General features: G+C 60.8%; 11 protein-coding genes. 6 read left to right on the plus strand and 5 right to left on the minus strand.

Going from position 1 to position 11,769, the window contains the following annotated elements; translation table 11 throughout:
• The first annotated feature begins 5 nt into the window (after window positions 1-5).
• The 3 genes from NW833_RS08000 to thiD all read left to right on the plus strand — a co-directional run bounded on the left by NW833_RS08000 (window position 6) and on the right by thiD (window position 1,504).
• Entirely contained in the window at window positions 6-311 is a 306-nt protein-coding gene (locus tag NW833_RS08000; RefSeq protein ID WP_414409966.1) for a 2Fe-2S iron-sulfur cluster-binding protein, read from the plus strand.
• A 42-nt stretch (window positions 312-353) separates the two neighbouring features.
• Window positions 354-548 carry a hypothetical protein gene (locus NW833_RS08005; RefSeq protein ID WP_414412110.1) on the plus strand — a complete coding sequence of 65 codons (195 nt, stop codon included), beginning with the start codon at window positions 354-356 and terminating at the stop codon, window positions 546-548.
• Between the two features lie 98 nt (window positions 549-646).
• Window positions 647-1,504, plus strand: coding sequence for a bifunctional hydroxymethylpyrimidine kinase/phosphomethylpyrimidine kinase (thiD, locus tag NW833_RS08010; protein WP_414412111.1), 858 nt, complete (start codon window positions 647-649; stop codon window positions 1,502-1,504).
• On the opposite strand, the gene leuC is transcribed toward thiD, so the two are convergent.
• Window positions 1,501-2,904 carry a 3-isopropylmalate dehydratase large subunit gene (gene leuC / locus NW833_RS08015; protein WP_414412112.1) on the minus strand — a complete coding sequence of 468 codons (1,404 nt, stop codon included), beginning with the start codon at window positions 2,902-2,904 and terminating at the stop codon, window positions 1,501-1,503. The two genes, thiD and leuC, sit on opposite strands and share 4 nt — an antisense overlap.
• 92 nt (window positions 2,905-2,996) lie before the next feature.
• On the minus strand, window positions 2,997-3,938 hold the full coding sequence (gene ispE / locus NW833_RS08020; RefSeq protein WP_414412113.1) for a 4-(cytidine 5'-diphospho)-2-C-methyl-D-erythritol kinase: 942 nt from the start codon (window positions 3,936-3,938) through the stop codon (window positions 2,997-2,999).
• 175 nt (window positions 3,939-4,113) lie between these two features.
• Here ispE and NW833_RS08025 point away from each other — a divergent pair, with 175 nt between their 5' ends.
• Window positions 4,114-5,037, plus strand: coding sequence for an NAD(+) kinase (locus tag NW833_RS08025; RefSeq protein WP_414394708.1), 924 nt, complete (start codon window positions 4,114-4,116; stop codon window positions 5,035-5,037).
• Between the two features lie 17 nt (window positions 5,038-5,054).
• On the opposite strand, the gene NW833_RS08030 is transcribed toward NW833_RS08025, so the two are convergent.
• The 3 genes from NW833_RS08030 to NW833_RS08040 all read right to left on the minus strand — a co-directional run bounded on the left by NW833_RS08030 (window position 5,055) and on the right by NW833_RS08040 (window position 7,750).
• Window positions 5,055-5,705 carry a class I SAM-dependent methyltransferase gene (locus NW833_RS08030; RefSeq protein WP_414412114.1) on the minus strand — a complete coding sequence of 217 codons (651 nt, stop codon included), beginning with the start codon at window positions 5,703-5,705 and terminating at the stop codon, window positions 5,055-5,057.
• Between the two features lie 127 nt (window positions 5,706-5,832).
• The gene (locus NW833_RS08035) at window positions 5,833-6,687 is read right to left on the minus strand and encodes an ABC transporter permease (RefSeq protein WP_414412115.1); all 855 of its coding nucleotides are present in this window, start codon (window positions 6,685-6,687) and stop codon (window positions 5,833-5,835) included.
• Between the two features lie 46 nt (window positions 6,688-6,733).
• Window positions 6,734-7,750 (minus strand): ATP-binding cassette domain-containing protein, encoded by a 1,017-nt coding sequence (locus NW833_RS08040; RefSeq protein ID WP_414412116.1) that lies wholly within the window; start codon window positions 7,748-7,750, stop codon window positions 6,734-6,736.
• A 487-nt stretch (window positions 7,751-8,237) separates the two neighbouring features.
• Here NW833_RS08040 and NW833_RS08045 point away from each other — a divergent pair, with 487 nt between their 5' ends.
• Both NW833_RS08045 and NW833_RS08050 read left to right on the plus strand, forming a co-directional pair.
• Complete coding sequence (locus NW833_RS08045) at window positions 8,238-9,338, plus strand: hypothetical protein (protein WP_414412117.1); 1,101 nt, start codon at window positions 8,238-8,240, stop codon at window positions 9,336-9,338.
• A 210-nt stretch (window positions 9,339-9,548) separates the two neighbouring features.
• Window positions 9,549-11,769: glutamate synthase central domain-containing protein (locus NW833_RS08050; protein ID WP_414412118.1), on the plus strand; the 2,221-nt coding region annotated here is incomplete at its 3' end.

Here is an 11,769-nt window from a genome sequence, read left to right on the forward strand (position 1 = left end):
CCGTCATGGTTTACCAGATAACTGTCCATCACCGGGGCCAAACCTACCGCTTTCCTGCGGCGGCGGAGCAGACGGTTTTACAGGCGGCTCTTGAACACGGCTTAGAGCTGCCCTCTTCCTGCCAAGCAGGTGTCTGCACCACCTGTGCAGGGCGACTGAAGTCGGGATCCGTGGCCCAGCCTAACGCCATGATCGGGCCCGAGCTCAAGGCTCAGGGGTTTGTCCTGCTGTGCGTAGCCTATCCTACCTCTGATCTCGAGGTGGAAACAGATCAGGAGGAAGAAGTCTATCGTTTGCAGTTTGGCCGCTAGCCCTGTCCTCCTTGCTTGGCGCGAGTTCAGCGTGAGGAACCTGTGGAGCTACATTTTCTGCGTCTAGCTTTGCCCCTGAGTTTTCCACTTTCTGCTTCTCAACTGGAGGGATCCCTTCTCCACCAAGTCGCCCGAGAGCTGGGGCAAACGGCCCGCCTCCTGCGCTGGAGTCTGACGGCGGTGGAGGGGGATAGGGTTTGGGTAGAGGTGGTGGCTACTACCGACAATGGCTACTAGATTCACGCTTAGCCAGCTTCTAGCCCCCTCTAGGGGGTTGGGAGCCAACAAGCTGATAGCTACCAGCAGTGCCCTCGTTAGCTTTTCTCGTTTAGCCAATGTCTGTATCTGAACCAGCTTCACCAGCTCCAACTTTGGCCGAGCAGCGCCCCCCTGTCGCCCTCACCATTGCCGGATCCGATAGCGGCGGCGGAGCCGGCATTCAAGCGGATCTGCGCACTTTTGCCTTCCAGCGGGTTCATGGCACTTCCGCCCTCACCTGCGTAACTGCCCAGAATACCCTGGGGGTCAACCGCGTGGATGCGCTGCCGCCAGAGGCAGTGGCTGCTCAAATTGAAGCGGTGGTGCAGGACATTGGGGTGCAAGGGATCAAAACCGGCATGTTGCTCAATGCCGAGATCGTGCGCGAGGTGGCCCGCCAAGTGGAGCGCTGGGCGCTGCAGCCACTGGTGGTAGATCCGGTAATGGTCTCCCGCACGGGGGCCAAGCTGCTGGCGGAGGACGCCATCCAGGCCATCCGCGAGCGGCTAATTCCCCTGGCTCAGGTTGTTACCCCCAACCGCTACGAAGCCCAGATTTTGGCGGGGATGGAACTGCAGTCGCTGGCGGATATGGAGACGGCGGCCCGCCGCATCCACGCCCTAGGCTGTAAGGCTGTACTGGTCAAGGGGGGAGGCATGCCGGGAGAACTGCAGGGGGTGGACGTGTGGTTTGACGGCGAGCGGCTCGAGGTGCTCAAAAGCAAGCGGATCCCCACCCGCCACACCCACGGCACCGGCTGCACCCTCTCGGCAGCCATTGCGGCGCAACTGGCTTGGGGGAAGGATCCCCTGACGGCAACGCTGCTGGCCAAGGCCTATGTTACCGAAGCCCTGCGGCATCCTTTGGCCATTGGGGCCGGTCAGGGGCCGGTGGGTCACTTCTACCCCCTTCTGGCCTCCTCTAGCTCCGACTAAAGCAGCGTCCGCACGTCCACCACTTTGCCGCTCACTGCTGCTGCCGCCACCATGGCCGGGCTCATGAGCAGAGTGCGCCCTGTGGGGGATCCCTGGCGGCCCTTAAAGTTGCGGTTGGAGGAAGAGGCGCTAATCTGCCGCCCTACCAAGCGGTCTGGGTTCATAGCCAAGCACATGGAGCAGCCAGGATCCCGCCACTCAAACCCCGCCGCCTCAAAGATTTCCCGCAAGCCTTCCTGTTCGGCCTCCTGCTTGACCCGCTCGGAGCCAGGCACCACAAACGCTTTCACTCCAGGCGCTACCCGCCGGCCTTTGGCAACCTTGGCTGCCTCCCGCAAATCGCTCAAGCGACCATTGGTGCAGCTGCCAATAAAGCAGACATCTACCGGCGTGCCTACAATGGGATCCCCTGGCCGCAAGCCCATGTAGGCGTAGGCTTCCCTAGCCAGCTCCCGCTCACTTTCTGGCAGCTCCTCGGGAGCCGGGATCCGCTCGTCCACCCCAATGTTTTGGCCGGGGGTAATCCCCCAGGTAACCGTGGGAGCGATCTCGGAGGCCTGAAACACCACCACGTCGTCATAGACAGCGTCGGGGTCACTGGCTAGGCTTCGCCACCAGGCCACAGCCTCTTCCCAATCGGATCCTTGAGGGGCAAACTCCCGCCCCCGCAAATACTCAAAGGTCACGGCGTCGGGATTGACATAGCCGCAGCGGGCTCCTCCTTCGATGGACATGTTGCAGAGGGTCATGCGTTCTTCCATGCTCATCGCCTCGACAGTGCTGCCGCCGTACTCGTAGGCGTAGCCCACCCCGCCTTTGACCCCCAGCTTGCGGATGATGTGCAGGATCACATCCTTGGCGTAAACCCCCGGCCCCAACGTGCCCTCCACCTCGATGCGGCGCACCTTGAGCTTGGACAAGGCCAGAGTTTGGGTGGCCAGCACGTCCCGCACCTGGCTGGTGCCGATGCCAAAGGCAATGGCTCCAAAGGCGCCGTGGGTAGAAGTGTGGCTATCTCCGCAGGCAATGGTCATCCCCGGCTGCGTCAGCCCCAGCTCCGGCGCAATCACATGCACGATCCCCTGCCGGCCGGAGCCGCTGTTGTAGAAGCGGATGCCGTATTGGCGACAGTTGCGCTCTAGCTCCTGGATCATCTCCTCCGCCAAGGGATCCGCAAAAGGTCGCGTCCGGTTGTCTGTAGGGATAATGTGATCTACCGTCGCCACCGTCCGCTCTGGAAAAAGAACTGGCAGATTGCGCTCCCGCAGCATGGCAAAAGCCTGGGGACTGGTGACCTCGTGGATGAGGTGTAGCCCAATGAACAACTGCGTCTGCCCTGAGGGCAAGATCCGCACCGTATGGGCGTCCCAGACTTTGTCAAACAACGTCCTCTCGCTCATCTTCTTCTTGGGCCCGCAGCCAAGCTAATTTTTAGTCTGAACTACAGAGCTTTAATGTTCCACCGGTTATCAGGGCCTGTTTCCTGGCTAGGCTAGCTAGCAATTCTAGGGGGATCGAGAGGGTGGGGATCCGGCTCCAGCAGAATGCCGGTGGGAGCAAACTGGGTTACCCAGAAGTCCACCTCCGGAAAGCGGCGGCGCAGGCTCTCGCAGGCTTGAGCAGCCCCCTCCAGGCTAGCCATAAGCCCAAACACTGTCGGCCCCGAGCCCGACATCAGGGATCCCAACGCCCCTACCTCCAGCAGGGCCTGGCGCAATTTTCCCACGATAGCGTACTCGGCCAAAACTGGCTGCTCCAGGTCGTTGCGCAAACTGCGGGCCAAGGCCAGCAGATCCCGACGCTCCAGAGCAGCGAGGACTTGGGGCAAGGTCGACAGAGAGGATCCCGCAGAAGGCAAGGAAGCGGCACGGTGAGCGCGAAAGGCTTGATAGGCCCAGGCAGTGGAGATCCCAAGGTGCTTGGGCTTGGCCAACAGCAGGGGGATCCCTTCCCAGTCGGCCAGCGGCTGTAAAACTTCTCCCCGTCCTGTGGCTAGCTGGGTGCCCCCCTGCACGCAAAAGGGAATGTCGGATCCCAAGCGGGCCGCCAAGTGCTGCAGTTCTCTGACCGTCAGGCCCAAGCCCCAGAGCTGGTTCAACCCCACCAGAACTGCCGCTGCATTGGCCGAGCCGCCTGCCAAGCCCGCCGCCACGGGGATCTGCTTCTCGATGTGGATCTCCACCCCCAGATTGGTCTGGCACTCCTTTTGCAGCAACTCAGCCGCGCGGTAGGCCAGGTTGCGGGCATCTACCGGCACTTCCGGGTGGTTACAGATTAGGTGGATCCCGTGGGGGCGGCGCTGGAGACGCACGCGATCCGCCAAAGCGATGCTCTGCAGGATCATGGCCACCTCGGAATAGCCATCGGGGCGGGATCCGAGGATCTCTAGGTAAAGATTGATCTTGGCGCGGGCAACCAGGGTACAGGCTTGCATGGGAAAAAGCGAACAACATTTTCAACTCCCCTCAGCCCGTCCAGAGACTCACTGGGGAGCTCTTCCAGCTTATCCCTGGCGGTGACCCGAGCTGGGGCCAGGGGGCCAGCTATTTTTTGCGGCAGCTATCTAGAACTGATAGAGTTTTGGCACCGCTCTACCTCTTCCCCCTCCCATGAGCAAGCCCAAGGTCGGTATCCTCTACAACGACGCCAAGCCTGCCGCTAAACGCAGCAGCGAAACCCTTTCCCGCTGGTTTCAGGAGCAGGGGTGGGAAGTCTGTGTGGCCCCCAATTGGGGCGGCGTCCTCGGCTACGCCAAGCTTGACAGTCCCGTCTGCTTGACCAAGGTGGACAGCCTGGCCCCCGCCGGCTTTGACGAGAACATGAAGTTTGCCGTAGTGCTGGGGGGAGACGGCACCGTTTTGGCAGCAGCCCGGCAGTTGGCTCCCAAAGGGATCCCCTTGCTGGCGGTGAACACTGGCCACTTGGGCTTTCTGACGGAGACCTACCTAACCCACCTAGAAGAGGCGGCCAAGGCAGCCATTGCCGGCGAGTACATTCTGGATCGCCGTAGCATGTTGCTGGTGCAGGCCTACCGCGACAACGAATTGCGCTGGGAAGTGCTTAGCCTCAACGAGATGGTGCTCCACCGCGAGCCTTTGACCAGCATGTGCCACTTTGAAGTCACCATTGGGGAGCACTCCCCTCTGGATGTGGCCGCCGACGGCATCATTTTAGCCACCCCCACAGGTTCCACCGCCTATGCCCTTTCTGCAGGAGGACCGGTCATCACTCCCAGCCTGCCGGTGCTGCAGTTGATCCCTATCTGCCCCCACTCGATGGCCTCACGGGCTCTGGTCTTTCCCGATTCGGAAGAGGTGTGGATCAGCCCCGCTAGCCCTCAGCCGCTGGTTTTGGTAGCGGACGGCAATGCCGGCTGCTACATCCTGCCAGAAGACCAAATTCGCGTCGTCCGCGCCCCCTACTGCACAGACCTGATTCGCCTACGCCGACCGGAGTTCTTCCGGGTCATGCGTGAGAAATTGGGTTGGGGCCTGACCTATGCTTCTAAGCCTACCTCGGTAGAGCTGCCCTAGCTTTCGCTTACTGCCTCTTAAGCTGCAGCTCGCCGCCCAACCACGGCGTAGAAAGGATCCCTGCCCCCTCCGGCCAGAAAGGCAAGCCAACTCAGGGGAGCAGGCCGCTGGATGACTTCGACGATCTCAAACCCCGGCACCGCCTCGAAATAGCGCTTGACCAGCTCCACCCGCTCTGTCTCCGAGCTGTCCCGCCAGGCCTGGATTGCCTTCTGGAAAAACATGCGATTGGAGAAGCTGACAATAAACAGGCCCTGGGGCTTAAGGATGCGATGCACCTCGGCAAACACTTGCTCCGGCTGCTGCAGGTATTGCACCGAAACCGCGTTCAGCACGGCATCAAAAGTGCAGTCCGGGAAAGGCAGGAGTGGGTTTTGGTTGAGGTTCTGGACGAAGAAATGGTTAAGCCGAGGGTTAGCCGCCAGTTCTTCGGCATTCATCCCATGCCCTTCCACATGGGCAAAATCCATCTCCGGCGGCAGATGGGAAACCCAACTGCTCATTAGGTCGAGAATGTGAGTTTGGGGCCGCAAGTAATGGCGGTAGAGATCCGTGAGCTGGCCGATGAAGCCAGCATCTACATGGGTTACGAAGCGGGGGTAGCTGTAGAAGAGGGCATCGTCGCTGGGATCCAACTTGGAGCGCTGCCAATCTTCAAGAACTGCCATGGCCAAAATCTCCAACGTCCTCCGAAAAGGAGCCAGGTAGCAGGACAAAAGGAGAAGTCTGCTTCTTGCCATTGACTTTGAAAGGCACAAGACCAACTCGGCTTCCCCGAGCCAGTCCCAAAGCCCCTCAGGCCAAGCCCTTGCGCAGCACCCCCTGCACCAGCAGCACTGACACCACCACAAACCCCGTCAAGAGCCCCAGGGATCCCGCTAGGGTGAGATTGCCCCAGGGAGCCTGTAGCACCACATCGGCAAAGCTCCAGGTGCTGGTGCGGTAGACGTGGCGAATTGGCTCGATGGCAAAGGTGAGCGGGTTAAGGCTGGCCACCCAGCGCAGCCAGGTGGGCATGAAGCTGAGGGGAGCCAAAGCCGTGCTGGAGAAGATCAAAGGCAAGTTGACCAGAAAGATAAAAGCCAGCAACTGCTGGTGTCCCGGCATGGCAAAGGCTAGGCCCAAGCTCAAGGCGGTAAAGCCCAAGACCAACAGGCCCACGATCAAGGCCACCACCGCCAAGCCCCGCACGTCTGGGATCCCGCCGCCGAGGACGTAGTCTGCCCCCACAATTGCCGCCGTCTGCAGCAGCGCCACGCTGACGATGAACAGGCTGGAGGCCAGCACGATGGAAAAGCGAGAGGTGAGGGGGGCCACTAGTAAGCGGTTTAAAAATCCGAACTCCCGGTCGAACATCACCGGCACCCCCGCATTCAAAGCCCCGCCAAAGGCCGTAAACACGATCACGCCTGCTCCCAAAAACTGGGTGTAGTGTTGCCCGACCCCAAAGATGCCAGTAGGGGCATTCTGAAACAAGGCCCCGAACAAAATCAACCAGAGCAGCGGCTGGATGATTCCAACCAGCAGGGTTACAGGGCGACGCTGCAGTTGGATAAACAAGCGGCGGGTGAGGGCAAAAGTTTCCTGCCAAAATTCTGCTGTCAAAAGGGGAATTGGGCTGGATTGAATTGGGGAAGCAGCAGAGGTCATACGAAGGCTCCTGCAAACTTGGTAAGGATTGGGAATCAGGGAAAAACTACTTTTTCTTGCCTAAGTTGGACTCGGCAGCTGCCAGCTCTGCATCCAGGAGGGTTTGCCCGGTTGCCGCCAAATACACGTCGTCCAGGCTGGGGCGAGATTGGGTACTGCTGAAGACCTCCAGCCCGTGGGCCTCAAGGTGGGCGCGGATCTGGCTGAGGGGATCCTCCCCATTCCGCTGCACCACCAAGTTGAGGGCATTGCCCTGGGCGCTGTTGATCACCACCTTTTGGACAAAGGGCAGAGAGGCCAGCAGTTCGGCACCCCGCTGGGCCAGTTCTGGCGGGGCAAACTCCTGCAGCTTGACGGTGATGCGCTCGCCGCCGACACGGGCTTTCAGCTCTTCTGGGGTTCCTTCGGCGATCAGCTTGCCGCGGTCGATGATGGCCACCCGGTCAGCCAATAGATCGATCTCTTCCAGGTAGTGGCTGCTGAGTACCACCGTGACGCCGGTGTTTCTAAGCTGGCGCAGAAAGTCCCAGATGGCCTGCCGGCTGGGAATATCCAGGCCCACCGTGGGCTCGTCCAAAACCAGCACCTGGGGCTGGTGGAGCAGTCCTGCCGCCAGATCTAGGCGTTTGCGCAGGCCGCTGGAGTAGGTGCCGATGCGTTGGTCAGCGCGGTCGGCTAGCCCCAGCAATTCAAGGACGGTGGCAATTCGCTCTCGGGCCAAGGGCCGCGGCAGGTGGTAGAGGTCGGCCTGCAACTGCAGCAATTCTCGCCCCGTCAGCACCTTATCTAAAGCCACCTCCTGGGCAACAAAGCCCAGCTTTTCGCGTACCGCCCTGGGGTTTTCGTTGACCGGGATCCCGCACACCTCGATCCGGCCCGCGTCAGGGCGCAGCAGGGTGCACAGGCAGTGCAGAGTGGTGGTTTTGCCGGCGCCGTTGGGGCCAAGAATGCCGTAGATCTGGCCGGGCTCTACTTGGAAGGAGACATCCGCTACAGCCACCGTGGAGCCGTAGCGCTTCTGGAGGTGTTGAACCAAGACCGCAGGGGTATTTGACATGGGCATCCACCTTTCGCTCCCTCTAGGCTAGCAAGCTGCATAAGAAACCGAGCCTAGGGCTCTCCTCTAGTCCTTGATTCGCTGGACAATGAGGACTCGGTCCCGCTGACGCGAGCGCCACTGCGTGGCGTAACGAACTTTCTGCCTTGACGTGGATTAGCTGCGCTAGTAGACTTGCAGGTGCATCTTTATCTGGCAGGCACTTTGCCTAGGCTAAAGTAGGCTCCGTCTTTAGCCTGTGTGCTCGATCAAGAGCAAGGAGCAACTACCTGCAGCAAGGCCTACGGCCCGCTATCGCGATCGCGGGGAAGTCACGCCTGCGGAGATCCCTCTGGCGGGGTAGTAGGTGTTAAGCCTACCACTAGCTACGGGTCGTGGAAGCAGGAAGAAAGCCTCAACCTGGATCAAAAGTCCGCTTTTGTCCGGGGTTGTATAAGTCTTTCAGAGCGGTATAGTGGTACAGGCCATTGGGCAGGTTGCGGGCGGCAAACCCTTGCCAACTGTTGTGGAGATGAGTGCTGAAGCCAAAGCTTGCCTGCCGGCCTGGAAAGACCGAGCTTTCCCCAGAAAGGGGGGATCCGGTGCAGCCTTTGTAGCTTTAGTAGCCTTTGCCCTTGGCCTAGTCAGCTGCGGGGAGGCAACAACTCCGCTTAGCCCGCTAGAAAACGTCTTTTTGCGGGCCGATGACTTTGAAATTACGGGGGGATCCCCAACAGCAGGTGCGGTGGGGCCTTACCTCCAGTTCAACGTGCGGCGGCGGCGGGACAACCAGATCCTAAATCGCCCTTTTAACGTCTATGTGGAGAACGCAGGGCTGGCGGAAGGGCGACCTCCTCTAGTCGATAACCAGAACCGTCCCATCCTGCTCCAGCGCTCAGTGGCCTTTTTGGGCAATGGCCTGGATCTAAACAGGGATGGCCAGCCGGATCCACCTCCCCAGGATCCCCCTAGCCTCGACAGCGGCCCCTTGCTGCCCTACGCGCCCCCCAACAACTGGCAAAGCCGGGCCGTCCTCGCTTACGTCCCTGGCCAGGCCAACATCCCTGGACGTGGCCCCAGTGACCGCTTCGGCTTCTACTTTTCTTCCATCCTGCCCTACAGGGGTCAGCTTCGCTTTCGCATCCGCGACGAGCTGGGCAATGCCCCTGCCCGCCTCTTTGAGATTACTTATCCCCCAGCACCCAGCCGGGCCAACGTCACTGTCACCTTGACCAACGTCAGCGCCAGCGCCCAGGAACCCGTGCTCATTGCCGTCTGCAACCAGTTGGGAGCTGCTGCCGTGGTGGGCTTGCGGAGCGGCACCTTTACCGAGCTAGTGGATCTTTTGCCAGCCCCCGGCTTGCCAGTGGAGCCCAGCTTGAGTGAGCCCATCCGCTACGTGGCCGAGGCCTATCAGTTCAACCGAGAGCGAGCTGTTATCCGCGTCTCCCAGAATCCTGAGGATCCCAGCCGGATGAGCGTTCCTCTCTTGGGATCCGAGGGCGCGACCGGGCGGGCCGACCTAACGATGGTGAGCGCTAGTGGGGATCGCCTCACCTGCTTTAACGAGCAGCTCTCTAATCTGCGAAATGTATTTCCCGACTTCTTTAGGTAAAAAAATTGCCACTTGGCAACCAGGCGAACCAAGGCAAGCTGGGGCATTTGCCCTGGTTTTGTTCATAGCAAACCTTTTGGCCTTTCTTTCCCCATCGGCAAAGTCCAGCCTGCCTTGGGTCTGCCCCCTTTTCCTGTAGGATTGATTGCGATATGCTGGTCTTCCATATCTCAAAAGGCGTGGACTGCTCCAAGACTGTTTCTTCACCCTATGAATCCGGCTCCCATCCTAAACGCAAGCTGGCACTTCCAAGAGCGGGATAGCTGTGGCGTCGGGTTTTTGGTAGATCGCCAGGGAAGAGCCAGCCACGAGCTGCTGCAAAAAACCCTCGCTGCCCTTGCCTGCATGGAGCACCGCGGCGGCTGCGGCGGGGACAGCCAAAGTGGGGATGGAGCCGGTATTGCCACAGCTATTCCCTGGAAGCTGCTGCAGGCAGAGCTTGAGGCCATTCGAGCTTGGGATCCCAGCCGCAGTGCAGTGGGCATGCTGTTTTTGCCCCAGGATCCCGCTGACTGCCAGGCAGTGCGCCAGCTCATCGACGACTACTTGGTGACCACGGAGTGGGGGCAGCCCATCTGGCGCCAGGTGCCAGTCAATCCAGACTGCCTAGGGCCGATGGCACGGCAGACCCTGCCCTCCATCTGGCAGATGCTGCTTACTCACCCCACGCTGGAGGGAGACGAGCTGGAGCGGCAGCTTTACCTCTTGCGGCGGCGCCTGCGGCAACAGGTGGAGAGCCGGTTTGGCGTTCATTCCCTCTACTTTGCCTCCCTCTCCTGCCGGCTGATTGTCTACAAGGGCATGGTGCAGTCAGCCGCGCTGGGCCAGTTTTACCGCGATCTACAAAACCCCCTCTACACCACTGCCTACGCCACCTACCACCGCCGCTTCAGCACCAACACCCTGCCCCGGTGGTCCCTGGCCCAACCCTTCCGCTACCTCTGCCACAACGGCGAGATCAATACCTACCTGGGCAATGTCAACTGGATGGCTGCCCGCGAGTCCTCTTTGGCCCATCCCTTTTGGGGCGAGGCCATTGAGGAGCTCAAACCCGTCATTGACCCCGGCACCAGCGACTCAGCAGGCCTGGACGCGGTCTTCGAGCTCTTGATTGCCTCGGGCTACTCCAGCCAGCAGGCAATGATGGTGCTGATCCCGGAGGCCTACCGCCACCAGCCGGAGTTAGCCAATCGTCCCGAAGTGGCCGACTTCTACGAGTTTTTTGCCGGCCTGCAGGAAGCATGGGATGGGCCGGCCATGGTGGTCTTCTGCGACGGCAAAACTATTGGAGCCACGCTGGATCGCAATGGCCTGCGCCCGGCCCGCTACGCCCTCAGCCGCGATGGATTGCTGGTGGTCGCCTCGGAAGCGGGGGTGGTTCCCCTGCCGGAAGCCGAGATCCTAGAAAAGGGGCGGCTGGGGCCAGGGCAGATGCTCATGGTGGATCTGCAAAGCGGCCAGCTCTACAAAAACTGGGAGATCAAGACCCAGGTGGCAGCTCAGCACCCCTATGGGGAGTGGTTGAGGGCTTACCGCGTTCAGCTTGCTAGACAAGACTTTGAGAGCGCCCCGCAGCTTACCGAGGAGCAACTCCTCCAGCTGCAGACGGCCTGCGGCTACTCCTTGGAAGACGTGGAGATGATCATCGAGGAGATGGCGGCCACAGGCAAAGAGCCGGTTTTCAGCATGGGGGATGATGCGCCGCTGGCGGTGCTCTCCACCCAGCCCCACCCCCTTTATGACTACTTCAAGCAGCGCTTTGCCCAGGTGACCAACCCCCCCATCGATCCCCTGCGGGAAAGCTTGGTGATGTCTTTGGACATGTACCTGGGCTCCAAAGGCAACCTGCTGGAGATCCGGCCCGAGCATGCTCGCCTGCTGCACCTACGCAGCCCCGTGCTCAACGAGGCGGAGCTGGCCGCCCTGCAGCGCACGCCCTTTCCTTGTCGCACGCTGCCGACCCTCTACCCAATCGCCGCCGGGCCAGCAGGAATGGCTGCCCAAGTGCGGGCCCTTTGCCAAGAGGCAGCGCAAGCAGTGCGGGAGGGAGCAGAGATCTTAATCCTCTCGGATCGGGGCCTCAGCGCTGAGCAGGCCTTGATCCCGCCTCTGCTAGCCGTGGGAGCCGTCCACCATCACCTCATCCAGGAGGGGCTGCGCCTACGCGCTTCTCTGGTGGTGGAGACGGCCCAGTGCTGGAGCACTCACCACTTTGCTTGCCTAATTGGCTATGGAGCCAGCGCCGTCTGCCCCTACCTGGCCTACGAGGCGGTGCGCCAGTGGTGGCACAAGCCCAAGACCCAGACCCAGATGGCCAGTGGCAAGCTGCCCCAGGTTTCGGTGGCTGAAGCCCAATTGCGGTACCGGGCAGCCATTGAGGCGGGGTTGCTCAAGATCCTCTCCAAGATGGGCATTTCCCTCCTCTCCAGCT

This window comes from Synechococcus sp. O70.1, assembly GCF_047462215.1.
In the GTDB taxonomy this organism is placed as follows: domain Bacteria; phylum Cyanobacteriota; class Cyanobacteriia; order Thermostichales; family Thermostichaceae; genus Thermostichus.

Coding starts and splice junctions, on each gene's coding strand:
- NW833_RS08000 (WP_414409966.1), top strand. CDS start 6: ATGGTTTACCAGATAACTGTCCATCACCGGGGCCAAACCTACCGCTTT.
- NW833_RS08030 (WP_414412114.1), bottom strand. CDS start 5,705: ATGGCAGTTCTTGAAGATTGGCAGCGCTCCAAGTTGGATCCCAGCGAC.
- thiD (WP_414412111.1), top strand. CDS start 647: ATGTCTGTATCTGAACCAGCTTCACCAGCTCCAACTTTGGCCGAGCAG.
- leuC (WP_414412112.1), bottom strand. CDS start 2,904: ATGAGCGAGAGGACGTTGTTTGACAAAGTCTGGGACGCCCATACGGTG.
- NW833_RS08040 (WP_414412116.1), bottom strand. CDS start 7,750: ATGCCCATGTCAAATACCCCTGCGGTCTTGGTTCAACACCTCCAGAAG.
- NW833_RS08025 (WP_414394708.1), top strand. CDS start 4,114: ATGAGCAAGCCCAAGGTCGGTATCCTCTACAACGACGCCAAGCCTGCC.
- NW833_RS08035 (WP_414412115.1), bottom strand. CDS start 6,687: ATGACCTCTGCTGCTTCCCCAATTCAATCCAGCCCAATTCCCCTTTTG.
- ispE (WP_414412113.1), bottom strand. CDS start 3,938: ATGCAAGCCTGTACCCTGGTTGCCCGCGCCAAGATCAATCTTTACCTA.